The 19,786-nt window shown below is 27.3% G+C and carries 22 protein-coding genes; 2 read left to right on the top strand and 20 right to left on the bottom strand.

Annotated elements, in window-relative coordinates; all coding sequences use genetic code 11:
- Positions 1 to 43: 43 nt before the first annotated feature.
- Positions 44 to 760, bottom strand: coding sequence for a M15 family metallopeptidase (locus tag KGF45_RS17090; protein WP_227828637.1), 717 nt, complete (start codon positions 758 to 760; stop codon positions 44 to 46).
- A 124-nt stretch (positions 761 to 884) separates the two neighbouring features.
- Between KGF45_RS17090 and KGF45_RS17085 the strand changes: the two genes are divergently transcribed.
- Positions 885 to 1,625, top strand: coding sequence for a tRNA 2-thiocytidine biosynthesis TtcA family protein (locus tag KGF45_RS17085; RefSeq protein ID WP_227828636.1), 741 nt, complete (start codon positions 885 to 887; stop codon positions 1,623 to 1,625).
- Positions 1,626 to 1,917: 292 nt separating this feature from the next.
- Here KGF45_RS17085 and KGF45_RS17080 read toward each other — a convergent pair whose 3' ends face one another.
- From KGF45_RS17080 to KGF45_RS17035, 10 genes are all read right to left on the bottom strand, one after another.
- A complete protein-coding gene (locus KGF45_RS17080; RefSeq protein WP_227828635.1) occupies positions 1,918 to 2,673 on the bottom strand; it encodes a metallophosphoesterase in 756 nt (251 codons plus the stop codon).
- A 121-nt stretch (positions 2,674 to 2,794) separates the two neighbouring features.
- The gene (locus KGF45_RS17075; RefSeq protein ID WP_227828634.1) at positions 2,795 to 3,733 is read right to left on the bottom strand and encodes an SDR family oxidoreductase; all 939 of its coding nucleotides are present in this window, start codon (positions 3,731 to 3,733) and stop codon (positions 2,795 to 2,797) included.
- Positions 3,734 to 3,835: 102 nt separating this feature from the next.
- Positions 3,836 to 4,486: an HAD family hydrolase gene (locus KGF45_RS17070; protein ID WP_227828633.1), complete on the bottom strand. Its 651-nt coding sequence runs from the start codon at positions 4,484 to 4,486 to the stop codon at positions 3,836 to 3,838.
- Positions 4,487 to 4,636: 150 nt separating this feature from the next.
- Entirely contained in the window at positions 4,637 to 4,825 is a 189-nt protein-coding gene (locus KGF45_RS17065; protein ID WP_227436432.1) for a ferredoxin, read from the bottom strand.
- Positions 4,826 to 4,922: 97 nt separating this feature from the next.
- On the bottom strand, positions 4,923 to 6,107 hold the full coding sequence (locus tag KGF45_RS17060) for an amidohydrolase family protein (protein ID WP_227828632.1): 1,185 nt from the start codon (positions 6,105 to 6,107) through the stop codon (positions 4,923 to 4,925).
- A 142-nt stretch (positions 6,108 to 6,249) separates the two neighbouring features.
- On the bottom strand, positions 6,250 to 7,167 hold the full coding sequence (locus KGF45_RS17055; RefSeq protein ID WP_227436436.1) for a SufB/SufD family protein: 918 nt from the start codon (positions 7,165 to 7,167) through the stop codon (positions 6,250 to 6,252).
- A gap of 21 nt (positions 7,168 to 7,188) precedes the next feature.
- Entirely contained in the window at positions 7,189 to 7,917 is a 729-nt protein-coding gene (locus KGF45_RS17050) for an ABC transporter ATP-binding protein (RefSeq protein ID WP_227825061.1), read from the bottom strand.
- A gap of 194 nt (positions 7,918 to 8,111) precedes the next feature.
- Positions 8,112 to 8,300 (bottom strand): hypothetical protein, encoded by a 189-nt coding sequence (locus KGF45_RS17045; RefSeq protein ID WP_021376715.1) that lies wholly within the window; start codon positions 8,298 to 8,300, stop codon positions 8,112 to 8,114.
- A gap of 136 nt (positions 8,301 to 8,436) precedes the next feature.
- Positions 8,437 to 8,817 carry a VOC family protein gene (locus KGF45_RS17040; protein ID WP_227828631.1) on the bottom strand — a complete coding sequence of 127 codons (381 nt, stop codon included), beginning with the start codon at positions 8,815 to 8,817 and terminating at the stop codon, positions 8,437 to 8,439.
- Between the two features lie 272 nt (positions 8,818 to 9,089).
- Positions 9,090 to 10,448 carry an MATE family efflux transporter gene (locus KGF45_RS17035; RefSeq protein ID WP_227828630.1) on the bottom strand — a complete coding sequence of 453 codons (1,359 nt, stop codon included), beginning with the start codon at positions 10,446 to 10,448 and terminating at the stop codon, positions 9,090 to 9,092.
- Positions 10,449 to 10,914: 466 nt separating this feature from the next.
- Between KGF45_RS17035 and KGF45_RS17030 the strand changes: the two genes are divergently transcribed.
- Complete coding sequence (locus KGF45_RS17030; protein ID WP_227828629.1) at positions 10,915 to 11,367, top strand: staygreen family protein; 453 nt, start codon at positions 10,915 to 10,917, stop codon at positions 11,365 to 11,367.
- Positions 11,368 to 11,760: 393 nt separating this feature from the next.
- On the opposite strand, the gene KGF45_RS17025 is transcribed toward KGF45_RS17030, so the two are convergent.
- The 9 genes from KGF45_RS17025 to KGF45_RS16990 all read right to left on the bottom strand — a co-directional run bounded on the left by KGF45_RS17025 (position 11,761) and on the right by KGF45_RS16990 (position 19,609).
- Positions 11,761 to 12,885 (bottom strand): transposase, encoded by a 1,125-nt coding sequence (locus KGF45_RS17025; RefSeq protein ID WP_227842927.1) that lies wholly within the window; start codon positions 12,883 to 12,885, stop codon positions 11,761 to 11,763.
- Entirely contained in the window at positions 12,863 to 13,489 is a 627-nt protein-coding gene (locus KGF45_RS17020; RefSeq protein WP_227828627.1) for an IS607 family transposase, read from the bottom strand. The genes KGF45_RS17025 and KGF45_RS17020 overlap by 23 nt, the downstream gene beginning before the upstream one ends.
- A 521-nt stretch (positions 13,490 to 14,010) precedes the next feature.
- Positions 14,011 to 14,601, bottom strand: coding sequence for a DUF488 domain-containing protein (locus tag KGF45_RS17015; RefSeq protein ID WP_227828682.1), 591 nt, complete (start codon positions 14,599 to 14,601; stop codon positions 14,011 to 14,013).
- Positions 14,602 to 14,648: 47 nt separating this feature from the next.
- Positions 14,649 to 14,813: a hypothetical protein gene (locus KGF45_RS17010; protein ID WP_227828626.1), complete on the bottom strand. Its 165-nt coding sequence runs from the start codon at positions 14,811 to 14,813 to the stop codon at positions 14,649 to 14,651.
- Between the two features lie 153 nt (positions 14,814 to 14,966).
- Positions 14,967 to 15,098: a hypothetical protein gene (locus KGF45_RS20215; protein ID WP_255612775.1), complete on the bottom strand. Its 132-nt coding sequence runs from the start codon at positions 15,096 to 15,098 to the stop codon at positions 14,967 to 14,969.
- Positions 15,099 to 15,240: 142 nt separating this feature from the next.
- Positions 15,241 to 16,038 carry a MerR family transcriptional regulator gene (locus KGF45_RS17005; RefSeq protein ID WP_227828625.1) on the bottom strand — a complete coding sequence of 266 codons (798 nt, stop codon included), beginning with the start codon at positions 16,036 to 16,038 and terminating at the stop codon, positions 15,241 to 15,243.
- A 96-nt stretch (positions 16,039 to 16,134) separates the two neighbouring features.
- A complete protein-coding gene (locus KGF45_RS17000) occupies positions 16,135 to 17,547 on the bottom strand; it encodes a potassium/proton antiporter (RefSeq protein WP_227828624.1) in 1,413 nt (470 codons plus the stop codon).
- Between the two features lie 474 nt (positions 17,548 to 18,021).
- Positions 18,022 to 18,930 carry a DUF2268 domain-containing protein gene (locus KGF45_RS16995; RefSeq protein WP_227842926.1) on the bottom strand — a complete coding sequence of 303 codons (909 nt, stop codon included), beginning with the start codon at positions 18,928 to 18,930 and terminating at the stop codon, positions 18,022 to 18,024.
- Positions 18,931 to 19,204: 274 nt separating this feature from the next.
- The gene (locus tag KGF45_RS16990) at positions 19,205 to 19,609 is read right to left on the bottom strand and encodes a pyridoxamine 5'-phosphate oxidase family protein (protein WP_227828622.1); all 405 of its coding nucleotides are present in this window, start codon (positions 19,607 to 19,609) and stop codon (positions 19,205 to 19,207) included.
- Positions 19,610 to 19,786: the final 177 nt, after the last annotated feature.

The following is a 19,786-nucleotide window of genomic DNA, read 5'->3' as shown; positions in this document are numbered from 1 at the left end:
ATTACATTTAGTAATATTATACAATTTATGTTATGTTGTTTTATTATTTGCTTTGTAAATATTCTTCCAAAGTTAACCCTTTTGAATAAATTTCCTCAGCGACATCCTTACCCACATATCTAATGTGCCATGGCTCATATGCTGTACCTGTTATATCTTCTTTACCTTTAGGATATCTTATTATAAATCCAAATTTATGAGCATTTTCTGCCAACCATATGGCTTCTTTTGTGCTTCCAACAAACCATCTTTCTGGATTTGTCAAGTCAATACACAGTCCAGATTGATGTTCACTATGTCCAGGTTTTGCTACATATGCATCGGCTTTTTCCTGACCTTGAGAATTTACTCTTCTTGTATAAGTATCTTGTTGAGTATCATAAGACCGATATGCTGAAGACCCTAAAAACTGTATTCCTTCTTCATTAGCTTGTCTAACTAAGTCTTCTACTGCTTTTGCAGGTTCTCCTGCCATTTGTTTTTCCTCTTCAGTAGCTTCTGGAACAAACTCTATATTTACTTTAGTAATATCTTTTGGCATATAATCTTTACTAAGTTCATTTGTCTTGTTTACCAATAATATATTATCTGCTATACTATTTGAGTGATTTTTTTTCTGAGAATTTGCTTCAACATCTTCTGATGAAGCAAATTGAGCAGTTCCAGTCAGTTCTTCATCTTTCAGAATTTTATCTTTAACTATAAACATACTTATAAATACTAATACTATAATGGCTAACATCAATTTTAATTTTTTCATGGTTAAATCGTCTCCTTTGTTATGTTTGTTAATGTTAATTTTAGAGTATAAGTTTTAAGTATTTTATAAGTAAACCTTAAGTTATTCTTAAGTTTATATTTTCAAATAAAGGATGGTGCTAAAAATGTCTATGCAAAAACTTCTTAGTAAAGCCCGTAAGGCTATACAAGACTTTGATATGATACAAGAAAATGATAAAATTGCAGTTGGTCTTTCTGGTGGAAAAGATAGTTTGACATTACTTCATATGCTTAAAAATTATCAACGATTTTCTCCACAAAAGTTTGAATTAATAGCTGTAACACTAAATACTGGCGGAATTGATAACTCCCCATTAAATAAGTTATGCGAGGAAATAAATGTACCTTTTTATGAATTTCAAACTAATATAAAAGAAATCGTATTTGATATAAGAAAAGAAAAAAATCCTTGTGCATTATGTGCTAATTTAAGAAGAGGTGCTTTAAATGACAACTCAAAGAAACTTGGGTGCAACAAAGTAGCTCTAGGACACCATAAGGATGATGCTATTGAGACATTTTTAATGTCTATGTTTTATGAAGGAAGAGTTAATTGTTTTTCACCAAAGACATATTTAGATAGACAAGATTTAACTGTTATAAGACCTATGATTTACATAGAAGAATATATGACTAAGAAGATTTCAAAGGAGTGTAACTATCCTATCATAGCAAATCCATGTCCTGCAAATGGCCATACTAGGAGAGAATACATAAAAAATCTTATTGCTAATTTAAATAAAGAAATGCCAGATTTTAAAAGGAATGTATTTGGAGCTTTAAATAATTCAGAAAAACTTTTTATATGGGATAAAGAAAAGATAAAAAATATTTATTTAAAATAATTTAAATATAACATTAAATCGCTTTCATACATTGTATAAAAATTAATATCTTTATATAAAGAAATGCAAGATTGTATTAATTATAAATACTCTCTATTTATAATTGACACAATCTTGCTATATTATAATCTTTTATATTTTTATTATTTTTTATATCTATATTTTAATAGTTATTAATATTATTATCGATTCTAATAAATGTATTAACTATAACTTAAACTTTTTATATTCTTAACTCAATTTATTCTTAAAATTTCTATCCCTCTATATTTCATAAAAACAATATTCTATACTAGATTAGAATATTAAATTCGACTATCTCTGGTACATTAAAAAATCTAAACGGCAACTTTGTACTTCCAAGACCAGAACTCACATATAGATGATTTCCTTTTATATCATAAAATCCTTTAGTGTATTTCCTTCCATATGGAGGAGTGACTAAAGCTCCCTTGAAAGGCAATCTTATTTGACCGCCATGACTATGTCCAGATAAAACTAAATTCATGGTATCTTTACTGAGCATATCTACCAAATCTGGTTCATGTGCTAGCAATAAATTAAAACTATTATAATCAGTTTTACTTTCCAAATCTTGTATATTTGGGTTACCATTTAATATCTCATCAGCTCCAAGTATATTAATATACTTATTGTCTTCAAGTTTTATTTTCTTATTTTCATTAACTAAAAGATGAAAGTTAGAATTTTTCATAATTTGTCTATAATACCTAGGAAGTTCATACATATAATCATGATTACCAAATACTGAAAATTTTCCTAACCTTGCATTCATACTAGATAAAATCTTTGTAATTTCATCTATATCTGGATTTTTATTAGAATAATCAATTAAATCTCCAGTAAATACTAATATATCTGGATTTAAGGCATTCACCTTATTAGCTACTTTTTTGAGTTTATTAGTTGAATAAAAACTGCCTATTTGAGTATCTGAAATCTGAACTACTTTTATAGTCTCGTTCTCATTTTTTACTATATTTTCTTTAATCATGTTTCCATCTTCATTTATATTATATGTTTTCACAATTAATAGACTCGGTTCTATTGCAACTGAGTATATAAAAATTAAAACAAATATCAATATAAAAAATTTTAAAAAACGTTTTGTCTTTAATTTCAAAGTATCTACCTACTTATTTATTATATTAAACTATTTGAATTACAGACTCAACTTTGTCCATTTTTCTATCGTGTAATTTTGGCTTATTAGCTAAAAACCATTTATATGTTCTTGTAAGACCTTCTTTTAATAAAATATTTGGTATATAAAGACCATGTTCAATAAGCTTATTTATATCTAGATTAAAGTCTATATTCCTAAATGGGAAGTAAGTTCTCTCTCTAAACTCAACTTTTTCCATGTCTACATATTTTATAATAGGTTCCTTCCCAATAACTTCTCCACATGTATATATAAGTTCATCCCAAGATATTAACTGTGGATTTGTTACATTATACGCTTCTCTTACATGAGAATTTTTCATTACACTTTCTAGCACTTTTACTAAATCCCCAATATATATAAATTGATTGCTTACTTGTTTTCCTTTAGGTACTGGTATTTTTTCGTTTTTTTCTATTTTTTCAAAGAAATAATATTCTCTATACAAATTATTATTTTCCCCATATATATAAGTTGGCCTAATAATTATATATGGTATAGAGCTATTTATAACAAAATCTTCTGTTTCTTTTTTGTTAAGTCCATATTTACCCCAATTTTCATTTTCACCTTTTTCATTATCTTCTTTTACATTTCTTCCACTATCTTTGTATACGGCTCCTGCTGACAATACTATGTATTTTTTTAAATTATCTAAGTTTACAAAATCAATAAGATTACCAACATCCTCTTTTGTATATGCTGTCATATCATATATGTAATCATACTGTCTTCCATTGATAATGTTTTCCATATCTTTGCGTACTTTTCTATCGCAAATTAAGTGCTCTCTAAAACCTTTATAATCTATTTCCTTTTTACCATTCGTAAGTATATCTATTTGATACCCACATTTAATTAAACGCTTAGCAAGTGCAGAACCTATAAAGTCGCTTCCACCCATGATTAAAATAGATTTCATTTCAAGTGCATCCTCCTCTTTTTTAAATGGCTTCCTTAATTATAATATCATATTTTTAAATATGCTACACCATTTTGTATTGTTTTTGTCTATAAAAGATATTTATAGCAAAATATCTTTTATAGATTTAACACTTTCGACAATATAAGTAGGATTACTTTTACTAATCTCATCAAAAGAGCCATATCCATACAATACACCTATAGAATCTACACCTATTTTATTAGCTCCAATTATATCGTATTTTCTATCGCCAATCATAATGACCTTATCTTTATCTGTTACATCACACAAATCTAACACATATTCTATAACTTCATTTTTATTTACTCTTGTACCATCAAGATTACTGCCTGCGATATATTTAAAATATCTATCTATACCAAAATATTTAAGTATGGTTTCTGCAAAAACTGTTGGTTTAGAAGTAGCCAATAATAATGTTTTTCCATTTTCATAAAGTATTTTTAAAGTCTCTTTTATATCTTTATAAATTTTATTTTCAAATATTCCTCTGTCAGAAAAGTATTCTCTATACTTTTCAACAGCTTCTGTTGCCTTTTCATCTTCAAATTTATAATAGTCTTTAAAAGTAGCATGTAGGGGTGGCCCTATAAATTGTTCTAAGTTATCCAATTCTTCTTCTATCCCAAAACTACTTAAAGAATATTGAATAGACTTTGTTATTCCTTCTTTAGGGTCTGTAAGTGTTCCATCCAGGTCAAATAACACTATTTCATAATTTTTTTTCATATTTAAATCCTCCACTTTTTATAAAAATAATACTTTATCTTTTGAGTTTATCTATTTTAAAAAGCTATAGTAATAGAATCTTAATCTAATACTATAGCTTAAATAATAATCAAATCTTATATGTTGTCTTTAAACTAAATTTAAACAGTTTTATTTAACTGTTATAGCTGAAACTGGACATCCTTCTTCTGCTTCTTTACATAAATCCTGTAATTCTGCTGGTATTTCTCCTTCAATTGCAACTGAATGACCTTCATCACTCATACTAAAAACGTCTGGACATGTTCCTATACACGCTCCACAAGCTACACATACATCCTTATCAACAAATGCTTTCATACTAAAATACCTCCCCTAAAATTATAATTATTGTTCCTTACATATTTATCCAATATATACTAATTTAAACATATTTTTCCTTTTTTATCAATATGACTTAATTTATTACAGTCCCATCATACCAATGTCTATAAACTTCACTACTTTTCATCCATGATTTTATAGTATATTGTAAGCTCAATTTTTTATTTAGCATTAGTTCATTATTATTATAATCTGTTATAATTTCTTTACTATCATCTATTGTAAATATTGTAAAATCGCCTTCTCCACCAACTTTTATCCTACCTTGACTTCCTTGCAAATTAAAAACTTTTGTTGGATATTCAGTTACTTTTTCTATACATTTTTCTAGAGGTATACCAAGTTCCATAATTTTATTTACAACATTTAAAAGAGAATAATGTATATCTTTCATATTTTTTATATGCATATCTGTACTTATTAAATCTGGCTCTAATCCTTGATTTACTGCTTTTTTAAAGACTTCAAAGTCAAACTGTTCTAACCCATGACATACATCAAATAATACACCTCTATCTTTTGCATTTAATACAGATTCTCTCAAGCCACCAGATTCATTAAATATTCCATTTGTGCTATTTCCATATACAGGTGTAACTATATCTCCCTTTCCTAAAATATTCATTACTTCATCTATATATGATGGATACTCCCCTATATATACCACTAATGGTAAATTTAATTTTTCTGCAATTTGTTTTGACTTTTTAATTATATCTATACCATCTGTACTAGATTGAAATTTACTTGCTTTTACTTTTATACCCTTTATCTTTTCCATATTTTTTTCTACAATGGACTCAATGTTATCAAAATTTATAACATCTAAAGATGTTGATTCATTCAATATATTTAATCCCTCATTAGTTACATTTAAAAATGAATATACTTCAGTCTTACATTCATCCATATATTTTTTCTTAAAATCGTAGTAATTTACAGGACCTGCTGTACCTGCATCAAATATAACTGTTGAACCTTTTTCAATTCCAATTGAATCAGAATCCATACCTGTAGGTAATTTTCTCTTATAACAATGGGTATGAACATCTATAAATCCAGGAGAAATATACATGTTATTAGCATTTATTATCTCAAACTCTTTGTTTATGAGTATTTTTTCTTTTCTTATCATTTCTTTAAGATTTAATCCAATATCATATATCTTTCCATGTAAAACTAAGATATCTCTTTTTTCAAATTTGATACCATCCTTTGGAGATATTATTGTCCCATTCCTTATAAGTAAGTTTTTCATTTATTCCACATCCTAATTACAGTATAATTTCTCTAATAGTTTTTTCTTACATAAAGAAAATAAGTCTAAAAATAAAAATATTCTAGACTTATTCATTATATTATACTATATTAATTATATTAAATTAAATAAAAACTTGGACTTACTTTAAAAAACAATTTAGTATTTGTTGTTCTGCTTCTTCTTCTGTAAGGCCTAATGTCATCATCTTTAAAATTTGGTCTCCTGCAATCTTTCCAATTGCTGCTTCATGTACTAAAAGAGCATCTGGATGATTTGCAGCAATTTCAGGTATCGCACTAATTTGAGAATTGCCCATAATTATTGAGTCACATTGAACATGTGCAGAACAAAGAGAATCCCCAATAACACAAGGATTAAACTTTTGTTTAGAGTTATCTTGACCAACTGTACGAGAAATTACTTGAGCAGAAGAATTTTCACCTTCCAATATAACCTTCATATTAGATTCTGCAACTTGATTTCCATGAGTTAACAACTTTTCAAATACAACTATCTTTGCTCCTTTACCTAAAGTAGCATCCATTTCTCTTTTAGTTGAATCAACACCTTTAATCTGAATTGTTTCCATTTCACAATATGAATCTTCGCCCATATTAACAATCGTAACTGGATTTAAAATTCTTTTTCCTTCTCCATCACCTTCGCCATAATGTTTTTCCACATATTTTAGACGAGCTCCTTTATGTAAGAAGAATCTATGTATTCCATTGTGTTCACTGTCATCATTACCACAATTATGTATACCACAACCAGCAATTATAACAACATCCGCATTTTCTCCAATTTCAAAATCATTATAAACCATGTCTTGTACACCAGCTTCTGTTACTATTACTGGTATATGAACATTTTCTCCTTTAGTATTTGGTTTTACTATAATATCAATTCCAGGTTTATCAGTCTTTGGAGCTATAGTTACATTTTCAGTTGAATGTCTTTCTATACCTTGTCCATTTTTACGTATATTGTATGCTCCTAATGGAGTTCCGCGAAGTTCAGCAACTTTTTCTAAAAGATTTAAGTCTATTTTGTTCATTTAATTTGCCTTCCTTTCTAATTAATTCATATCTTTCATTAATTCACAATTTGAATTAACTTGGCACATGATTTCAGGTAATATAGCATCTTTTGTTCCATGGCTTTTTACTGAACCATCTTGTAAAACAATTATTTCATCAGCTAACTCTAATATTCTTTCTTGGTGAGAAATTATGATTATAGTTTGGTCAGATTCCCCATGAATTTTCTTAAAACTTTCATTAAGCTTTCCAAAACTCCAAAGGTCTATACCTGCTTCAGGTTCGTCAAATATAGAAACCTTTAAATCTCTAGCAAAAAGAGTTGCTATCTCGATTCTTTTCATTTCCCCTCCAGAAAGAGAGTTATCAACTTCACGATTTAAATAATCTTTTGAACACAATCCAACATCTGTAAGATATTGACAACACACATCAGTAGACAATGGTTTTCCATGAGCAAGAGTAAGCAGGTTTTCAACTGTCATCCCTTTTATTCTTGGTGGTTGTTGAAATGCGTATCCTATTCCTTTTTTTGCTCTTTCTGTGATACTAAGATTAGTTATATCTTCTCCATCTAAAAGTATTTGACCACTAGTGGCTTTTTCAATTCCCATAATAAGCTTAGCAATTGTGGATTTTCCTCCACCATTTGGACCTGTGATAACAATAAGTTTGCCTTTTTCAAATGAAAGGCTAACATCATTTATTATTCCTAGCTCCTCATTGTTAGACTCGACATTAAAGGAAAGATTTTTTATTTCAAGCATAATACCCCTCTTTTCTGTAAAATATTACATTTATATCCATTCTTTTATTATATCAGTACTTTTTATATCTCAGCAACTCTAAGGGATAAAATATATATTAAATATAAAACAAATTTATTAAAAAATAAAAAAGATGAGTTTTTCTAACTCATCTTTAAAAATCAGTATTATTTAATTATATATGTATCTAAAAATTAACCTTCTATATACTCTAGTATTATTTTTTGATTATCTTTTAACATAATTTCTTCTTTTTTAGATTCAATCCCATTCTTTTTTATTTTTACTTCAGCTACAAAAGCGTCATTACCCTCAACCATTTCTAATAATTCATACGCTTTTTTACGTCCTATTTTAGTTGCTATATCTTTTAGCACTGCCATTTTCTTAAACATTTCATCACCTCTACTCAAATTTTACAATTGATTTTTAACTATATAATTATAGTTTAATACTAAATTATAATTATTATTGTCTCTAATTATATCAGATATTGAGTAAATTTAACACTTTGCAAAATTATTTATCCTCTCTGACTAAGTAAGAATTTCCATCTTGGTCTTTAAAAGAAAACATTCTTCCATAAGGCATCTCCATTAATTCTCCTACTTCAACTTTATTCTTTGCCATCTGTTCATAAGTTCCATTAATATCTCTTGTACTTAAAATTATTGATGGATGCGATAAACTTACATCTTGATTTTGCTTCATCATCAAATTTTTATCATACAATACAAATGTTGTAAATTCATTTTTACTTGGTGCTACTTCCACCCATTTCATATTTGGACCCATTTCTTTTTCATAAGTTACCACAAAGTTTAATTTTTCTGTCCAAAACAATTTTGCATCCTCTTGATTATTTACATAGAGAGTTATTTTTCCTATTTTATTTATCATAAAAATACCCACCTTTATTATTAAATAAATATCTAATATTTTTTATATTTAATAATATACCCATATATATTATTTTCTATAGATATATACTTATAATATTTATCGCCAAATTATGTAATTCTATACAATATATAATTTATAGTATCCATATAATTATAGCCTTAATTTACATATTTTAATTTTTCTATATATCATACTTATAATTATGATATTCTCTAAATAAAAAATCACTTTTAAATAGAATTTACTATCTAAAAGTGATTTTTTATATTCTATGCAACTTTATGTTTTAGCCACTTCGTTCCTCTTAATCTCAAACAATATAAGGTTCCTCTAACAAGCCAATCTGTATACATACCTATCCAAATTCCTAGCACTCCAAATTCTAATACAACCCCTAATACGTAGCCTGTAAAAATCCTAAAAATCCACATTCCTATTACAGCTGTCATCATTGTATATCTAGTATCTCCAGCTCCTTTTAGACCTGCGGATAGTACAAAGGATATAGGCCATATTACCATAGCTAAACAATCACTTCGAATTAATTGTGTTGATACATCAATTACATTAGAGTTTTGAGTATACATGCTTGAAATCCATGGTGCAATTGGTATAAATATAGCACCTACTGCAAATAAACAAACTGTTGCAAATTTAGTTAGATATAACAAAGTGCTCTTAGCCCCTTTGATGTCTCCCCGTCCTATATATTGCCCCACCAAAGTCGTAGCAGACAGGGCTAATGCATTTCCAATTACATTTATAATAGATGCAATTGACATTCCTATTGCGTTTGATGCAATTGCTGATGTTCCCATAGTAACTATAAATACTTGAACAATCAATTTACCTGCATTAAAAAGTAATTGTTCAACCCCTGCTGGTATACCTATATTAAATATAGATTTTTGAGTTTCAACATCAATCTTAAATGGAAATATTTTACCTATAGATATAAATTCATTTCCTTTAAATAAAGCTCTTATAATAACTATACATCCAATTATTCTAGCTATGGCAATAGACATAGCTGCTCCTGTTATGCCATAAGAAGGTGTCTGTAAATTTATCCCTAAAGTATTTAAATCAACACCATATATAAGTATATATCCTAATGTTACATTTACTATATTCATAAACATAGTCACATACATAGGTTTCTTTACATCTCCACAACCCCTTAGAATACCATTTGCTATCTGCTGTGTTGCAATAAATGGATAGGTGAATAATGTAAACTCTATGTACAGTTTTGCATTTGATTTTACCAATTCTTCTGCTGAACCATAAAACAAATTGATTACACCTGTTCTAAAAATCCACATTAATATTGTTATTGTAAGTGATAATATTACACCAGATATTAATGCTTGCTTGATAGTTTCATTTACTTTTTCAGTATCTCTTTTTCCTATTTGTTGAGCTACAACAACAGTAGCACCAACAGATAGCGCAGCAAATACAGATATAAATATATTATTGATTGAATCAACCATTCCAACTGCAGATACAGCCTCTTCCCCAATATGACCTGCCATCATTGTATTAAATACCCCTAGAAGCATAACAAATGTCTGCTCTATCATTATAGGAATCGCTAATTTTATAACATTCTTCCTTATAAACATCCCTTTTCCTCTTTTCCCTCTTTATATAAATTTAATTTTTAATTATTTTATCGAACTATGAATTGATACCATAAGGTTTAGAATTGTATTTTTAACGTTATAATATACTGTGTTCAAATAATATAAATCTTGTTTAATATCATTTGAACACAGTATATCTTTATAATTATCTTATGTTTATTATTTTTTATGGATACTAGATTTAAAATATTTATGAGTTAAATTAACTGATTAATATAGCTGGATATCAAATGCAATCACTGTATTTCGATAATATTGTACCACTATTATATAACAATAACAATAAACATATTTTTTATTAGCTTCATAAAATTTTTTGTAATGGACATGGTCATTTAAGTCACATCTACTAAAAACAAATTTATAAAATCTTATAATATATCTGTAACAAAATCACATCAATTTAAATATTGTATCTTATAGACTCTTTTTAGGATGTGATAATTTGGTTAATTTGAATGCTAATAATTTAAATGTAAATATGGTTTACCCTATTTCTGCCACAGCACCTATACGTTTCAGAAGATATACTGTTTCATACTTAGAAAACATGGAAAATATTTATTTAACTATAGCAACATACTTTGATACACTTGGTTTAGGTACAGTAAGTATTGACAAAGTTTATGGTCAATGGGCTTGGTTCATTGATAATATATATGACTTAAATCTATTTGTTTTTGTAGGAAACTATCCTTATCAAATTGCTAGAAATAGATATGATACCTTTGTTGATATTTTACCAGTAGCTATTACTTCTATTGTCAATGGAGATAGAATATTTTTAACTTCAAATCCTTGTTTGTTAAATTCAAAGATTACAGTTAGATTTATATCTAGCCATCCTACTCTTAATAGAACAGTTGATTATGGCAATATTAGAGATTTTATTTTTTAACAGTACAACATGATGTGCTCTTTAAAACAATGTAACCCTTTAGATAATAATATTAATTTAACATAACGACCTTAGCTAGTACATCATGTTTAACTGTTACAAATTTATAATAACTTTTCTTATTAAATAGTATTTAAGTTTTTGGGTAGTTAATATATTTTACTTACCTATTTTTTCTGTTCTATATCCTATTTCTTTATTAGCTAATCTATAACCGTTGCATAATACTTATAATTTAATATAAAAACATATTAAAACTCATAAAATTATTTTTCTTCCCTATTCAATGTGTATGCTTTTGACAAATACTCTACTCACAAGTTCTAGTACACTCCAAGGGCGTAAATTCGGGTACAACGTACCCTACATATCAGCATTGTCTTTTAAGTGATTCTATGCTAATTTTTCATAGTTGGCTAAATTTATACTTGCATTTAAATCTCTATCAATTTCAAGTCCACACTCACATTTATAAATTCTATCACTCAATTTTAAGTTCTTTTTGATAGAACCACATTGACTGCATTTTTTACTTGAAGGGTAAAATCTATCTACTTTTACAAACTCAATTCCATTAAATTTACATTTATATTCCATTTGTCTTGTAAATTCAAAGAAACCTTGGTTTGCAACTGCTTTTGATAGGTAGATATTTTTCATCATTCCACCAACATTCAAGTCTTCCATTACTATTTTGCAAGGATATTTTTTAATGATACTGTTTGTGGTCTGATGCAAATGATTATTACGTATATTTGTAAGTTTTCTATGAATAAGTTTTATCTCTTTTTCAAGTTTTAAGATATTTTTGGTTTTCAAATGCTTATTACCTTGCTTATTCATATCATATTTTCTTGAAACCTTACGTTGCAATCTTTTTAACCTCTTTTCAGTTTTTCTGACTTTGTGAGTTTTGTTGATATTTTTAAATACAGAGTTATCTGAACATATTGCAAGATTTTTAAGTCCTAAATCTACCCCAATCACTAAATCTTTATTTAAGCCGACTTGATTTTCGTCTACTTCAATTCCTATAGATATGTACCAATACTTACCATCATAGCTTATTCTAGGATTTGTAAATTTAGTGTTTATTGGAAGTTGCTCACTTGTTTTAACTTTACCTATTTTAGCAAGTTGGATTATATTATTATCTTCTATCTTTAATTTACAAACATCATTGTAAAAAGATAATTTAGACTTTCTTTTACTTTTAAATTTTGGAAATCCTTTGTTTCCTTTTTGAAAAAAATTCTTAAAAGCTAGGTTCATATCTTTAACTGCTTGCTTAGGTATATCATTAGATACTTCACTTAAAAATTTTAATTTAGTTTTCTTTCTTTTAGTTATATGTTTTCTTAATCTCTGTTCTGATATAGTTTTTTTGAACATCTTATAATATCTGATTCTAAGACCTAAAGAATAATTATAACTAAATCTTGCTATGTTAGAACACTTAAAAAACATTTCTTCTTGTTCTTTAGTTGGGAGTAATCTAACTTTCTTCGCTTTTATCATTTTCTGCTAACTCCTTAATAATTCTTCTAGTTTTCTTTGCTCGTTTACCTTGTAACCTACAACTAAATACAGTAATTATCTGCACTAAATCTTCAACTAACTCTTCTTCATCTATTTTATTAGTACTATCTATAATTTCAATCTTAGTATTGTTATAGTTACAAATGTTTTCAAACAATTCAAATCCAAGTCTTAAAAGTCTATCTTTGTAAAGAATCACAACTTTTTCAACTTTATTAGACTGTATCATCTTTAGAAGTTTTTTAAGTCCTTTTTTATCATAATTTATCCCATTCCCAATATCTGTGATTATTTCAAATTGGTATCCTTTTGCTATCATATACATTCTCACATTTTCAATTTGCCTTGTTAAATCATCCTTTTGCTTATGAGAACTTACTCTACAATAACCAATCACTTTTCTATCTGATACTTCTACTGGATTTATTCCTAAATAATCATTAAGTTGTTCTTGAGAATAAAATCTTTTTCCATAATCTGATGTATGATGTGGCTTAAAAGTCCCTTTTTTATCCCAATTTCTAAGTGTTTGTTCAGTAACTCTAATTTTTTTAGCAAATTCACTTATTGAATAATATTTCATACTTCACACCTCCAATATGTTTATTATATCAAGGGTACAAAACATCAACAATATTATATTTATATGTTTTTATATGTTTTTATATGTTTTTATATTTAATATTATAAGTATTATGCTATTTACCATAGAACGCTACTTCTATGACACTATTTCGCTCACACTAATAGTCACTTCCTTTCAGAACGTGCGTAGACTATTTCTTCACCTTCACCATTACGTGTTAAGGGCGACCCGCTTCCAACTCCAATCACTTGAGTTGTACTCTCTTTCGAGATAGTCGTTTGACCTTCCTATTTCTAGGCTTGGCGACCAAACATCCATTGTATTAATACTTAGGCTCTCGCCATATATCATCCTAACTGTTGTTTCAGAATTTCTTCACATTCATAAGAGTTTGATTATCTCTTATTGTAGTCGTTAGGCTTTAGGAGTTACTGGTTTTCAAGTCGTGTCCTACGTATATTTCTACACGTACGAGGCTACAGTTTTACTTATAAAATATTGTAATATTTTATAAGTATTTACAAGTTTTTATAAACTGTTTCGTTACCTTCTTTTATCTTCTCTTCTCTTGTTAATGCATTTCCTAACAAATTATCAATACTAAGTTGTTTTCTATCACTAAAATACTTATCTAACAATGACTCTTCTATATCTTCTTGAGATGCTAAATGTCCTTCATGCATTATATATTTTACATCGAAACCTTCTTTATTTAATATTTTTCCTAATAAAATACTTCTATGACATCTTATAGGCTCTTGCATTGCACCTAATAAAACTATTTTATAACCCATTTGACATCCCTTTTTTAATCTCTCTATTCCTTTTGAAAATATATCTTCCTTTATTACCTCTTCAAAATCTGCATAACCTTCTTGTGTATATACATCTTTATTAGTTCTTTTTGCCCCAAATTCCTTACCCATGTATATATATACAAATCCAGCCTTTCTTAGTGATTCATTGAATGTTTCTCTATTATACTGAATATTATATTTAGAATATGGAGTTTCTCTAATGTCAACTACACAATTTATATTATATTTTTTTATCATATTAATAAGCTTATCAAATGGATAATTTGAATGTCCTATTGCAAATATTTCCATACAATCACCTACTATTCTTAGAATTACTATTTTATACAATTGATACTCTATCTTACATATAAGCCTTCTACACTGCAAATATACTTAACTATATCTATACTTCCATTTAACCCCATATATACATTGCTAAATAATCCATTTATTTCTAATCCTATTTCCAAATCCAACAGATATATATAGAGAGAAACTCTTTCTCTTAGTGCCAACTTCATAAGAGCATCAATTATATAATAATTATACCCTATTTCTTCAAAATCAAATAAGGTATCACTTAATTGTTCTAGATATGTCCTCTCCTTTTTACTTAGTGCTATTTTTATATGTTTTTTATTTTCACTTACAAAATATTCACTTGCAATTATTATTTATTTACTGTAACTCATTATAATTAATAGTGCCCTTAAAAACTTATTTTCTTGTATAAAATACTTATCTTTTACTTTATCTAAATCCCAAAATACATCAAGGATACTATGTGGAGACTCTATATCCATCATTTTAGGAAAACTATCTATTTTAAAATACCTTTCATTTAGTATTATCTTGTCAGTTCTATCTAAATCTATATATGATAAAAATAAGGTCTATCTTTTTATTTAGACAGACCTTACTTAATTACTTATATATTATTTTAATTTATTATAAAATATGTTTCACAGGTATCTGGATTTCTGTTAACCATTCTTCTTCATTTTCTTTATTCCATATACCATCTATATAAGATTCCCTAAAATGCCCTATTACTTCATATTTATTATCTTGTATCCATTTAAATGCATCTGCATAAGTTTTTCCTAATGTTGAATATGGCCCATTATGCAATATACAAACTGCATTTTCAACTTCGTCTATTTCTTTAAATTTTAATAAATCCGTGTCTTCTTTTAGGTCATTTATCGCTTGACACATCTCAACATCCATATCTGTTTCTCTATATTCACCATCATGATATATATTGAAACAATAGTCTGGAACCATACATGTGCATCCTGATTTCATCATTTCTCCAGCCATTACGTTTGGAAACAAATTGAAAAGCTCATCATAATTCTTTAATACTTTTCTCATAGAAGCAATTTTAACTTTTGGTAGGGACTTAATAATTACATTATTCATATCGACTTCTCCTTTTAAGTTTTTAAGGTAATTACGTAGTTTAATAAGCTTATATTCTTCATTCCTCATTACATCTAATATATCTTTTTCTTTGTTTATTAAAATCTTTTCCACCTCTTCAGGCTTTTCTATTATTTCTTTTATTTCAACTAGTGATAGGCCCATTTGTTTTAAGGTGATTATTTGATGCAATTTTGGTAATTGTTCTGTTGTATAGTATCTGTATTTTGTAAATTCGTCTACGTATTCTGGTTCTAACAGCCCTATATCTTCATAATACCTTAGTGTCTTTGTAGTTATTTTATTTATTTTAGAAAACATTCCTATAGAAAACATCTCATCACCTGCGCATTAGATTTGATTAATTTAAGTTTAAACCTTACCCTTAGGTTAAAGTCAATATTAAATAAATTATAATTATATTAATTCTTCAATTCTGTCTCCACTTAATACTAAAGTATCCCCTCTTTTTATAACAGTTGACCCTTTAGGTACTAAAACCTGCTCTTTTCGTTTTATCATAACTATTAATATGTCCTCTGGTATATTAGAATCCATTATACTCTTGTCAGCCCACTTACTATCATCGTCTATATTTACTTCTATAAGTTTAGAACTAATTTCACCATCATAGTCATTAAATGTTTTTAATACAGGTGTATTATCATCAACCAAGTCTAACTTCCTTGCTACAGTTGGTATCAACGTACCTTGTAGTCCTACTGAAAGTAACGCTATGAAAAATATTATATGAAATATATCATTCTCTATGACTACTCCTTGAGTAACTGCATAAATTGCAAAAACTACTGACGCAGCACCTCTAAGACCTACCCATGATATAAACAATTTTTCTTTGTTTGAAAATTTAAATTTTGCTAGAGTTATAAATGTGGCTAATGGTCTTGCAATAATTATCATAAATATAGATATGGCTATTGCTATACCAAATACACTTGGTAGTTTTGAAGGGAAGGATAACAATCCTAACATAAAGAATAACATTATTTGCATAATCCATGAAATTCCATCAAAGAAATGAACTAGACTCCTTTTATGAGGTATCTTACTATTACCTATAATAATACCTGAAATATATACACTTAAATATCCATTTCCTCCAACATACTCACTAAGTGCATAAGAAAGTAACGCAATAGCTGTAATAAATATAGTATAAAATCCTTCTATTTCAAAATTTGAATTTCTCAAAATATAAACAGATAATTTTGCCAATATAAATCCTATTGCCAATCCAAAAGTTATTTGTTTTATTACCATTGGAATAATAAGTTCTACTCCAGAATTATTCATCAATGTCAAAATAATTAATGTTAACATATATGCTATTGGGTCATTACTTCCACTTTCAACTTCTAATAATGAAGCAAGAGAACCTTTTAAGTTTAGTTTTTGAGAACGTAATACAGCAAATACAGATGCAGCATCTGTTGAAGCTGCAATTGCTCCAATTAACAAACCTTCAAATAAACTAGTTCCTATTACCATGTAACAAAAGATACCTGTAACACCTGCTGTAATTATTACGCCTAATGAAGACATCAGTATAGAAGGTACTGCAACTGGTTTAGCCATGTTCCAGTTTGTTCCAAATCCTCCAAAAAACATTATAAATATCAATCCAATAGAACATAATTGCTTTGTTAACTCATAGTTATCAAAATAGATTCCTACCATTCCATCAGACCCAAATAACATGCCCAATAAGATAAAAATCAATAATATTGGTACTCCAAATTTATATAATACCTTGCTTGAGGTTATACAAATCAATAGCACTAATCCACTTATAATCATCAATTCTGTCATAGCATCATCTCCATTTCATATAAATTTTACAGATTAAATTATATCTGTAATTATACTGCTTCTTTAAGTATAAATATGATATAAGTTATATTGTACAAAGTGTAATTAAAATTTAACAATCTATTAAAAATTGAGTATTGTACTCAATTTTATATATTTACTTTAATTATATTCATTTAATCTTTATAGTTTGAATTTTATTTAATTAATATTTCATTTTTCAGTCGATTATTTAGTGTATTTCATATTTTTATAGTAAATTTACAGGTAACTATGAAATACATAATATTTAGATAAGTAATAAGAAACTAGCATGTAGTATTAGATACACTAGATATGAAATCTTCAAAATTTTATCATTGAAATATTTCTTTATATATATTATTGTATATTTCTTACAAATCATTGTCAATTTATTTTTCTCAAAAATAGAATAATTGCATAATCTTTTTTTAGATTATGCAATTTATAGATTTAATCCCAAAACTCCCTTATTACCTCTATAATTTCACTATATGGTAATAATGTAGCCTCCACTATTGACTTGTTTGTTTTTTCTAAATAATACTTAATCATATAGTAACCACAGGCATACCCTGCGCAATAAGGTAGTCCTACTGGAAAATATCCTTGCATTTTAGCTATATCATCACCATAAAGATATGATATTATATTTTGAAATCCAGTTTCCTTTAAGCCACTTTTAATTATTGGCTTTATATAGGTATTCAGTGTTTCAAGGTCAGTCTTACTAACCCAAGGTCCTACCATATCATCTCCAAACATCCATGTTGCAAAGTTTTCTGCAAGACCTTCATTTATCATCATTTCTTCCAAAGTTATGTCATTGCTCCATTTTATAAATTGAAATCGAATATTGTGATTACATTCATGCGCTAGTGCTACTGGTAACCTATTAATAGTGTACTCATTTGGAACTATTGATAAAAATATATATCCTGGAATTCCACCATCACCAAAATATCCATCACTTAATATTGTATAAGGGCTTTCTGGATTTGCTAATAATATTGAAAATTTATACTCCTCAGTATTCAATTTATATCCCTCTTTTATAAAAGACTTTAGGGAATTTTCAATAGTTTCTTTACACCTGTTCCAAAGCTTGTCATTAGATAAAATATTTATGCTATTTATTTGATTTTCATTAATATCTCTTGGAGATAAAACCCCCATCATATCACTTGCCATAATTACATCATATCCACCTTCTTGTTTTGCAGTGATTGGAACGTTTATACACTTCCATTTAAACTCAAAAGGTTTCATCAATTCATATCTGTATATATCCTCTTTCTTATTTATAGGTGCATTAATTATTTTTTTATATATTTTATCTGAGCGTACCTCTATAATATTCATTTTTATCATCTCCTTTAAAATAAAGTATATAGAATTACGTAGCGTCAATGTCAATATATAAACTTATACAAATAAATAAGAGAATCATTTAATTTCATATAATATGACTCTCTTGTTTATTTGTAATGTGATGGATTCGTATAATATTTTTAAACATTTATCTTTTTATTAGAATTAATTATGTTAAAGCAAGGATAATATTATCATCTAACTTAAATTCTATTTTAATGTTGTTAGAATAATATTGTTAGCTATTAGCATTAATTTTTTTGTATTAAATACTATATTCTTTTGGTGGCTCCCCTGAAAAATCTGAGATTACAGCCTTAGCATCCTCAAGATAAAAGATTTCAAAAGTAGGATTCTCTTCATTCTTATAGATTGATTTAACAAGCTCACTAGATTCAATTATTTTTTTCTTTATATCCTTATTATCTGAGAATATGACTTTTCCACATAGTCTTATCCAAGCAAATTCAGGAGTTGATGTAGTTATTTCTACATATGGACTTTTTTTAACTTGTTTAAATACATCTTTTTCATTACTTGTACAAAAATATAATTTCCCACATTCTTCAATCATAAATTGGAATGGGCGAACTTTTGGCTTTCCATCAGTTCCTATTGTTGCAAAATATTGAACTGGATTTTCCTTTAAAAACTTTACTACTTCATTCATTTCATCTACCCCCTAAAATAATTTGTTGTATTTTTTATTTCTTTAATAATATAATAAACTCATTAGTATCTACTGTATAGTAAGCACTTTAAAGTACTATAGTTACCTAATAGAAACTATTGGTATATTTCATTTTTAAATACTTATATATTTAAAATAAATTTTTATGCATATTAC

Origin of the sequence: Clostridioides sp. ZZV14-6154 (genome assembly GCF_020657785.1) — a bacterium.
Classification (GTDB): Bacteria; Bacillota; Clostridia; order Peptostreptococcales; family Peptostreptococcaceae; genus Clostridioides.
The sequence above is the reverse complement of the archived record's forward strand: the minus strand, read 5'-3'. Positions and strand labels throughout refer to the sequence as shown.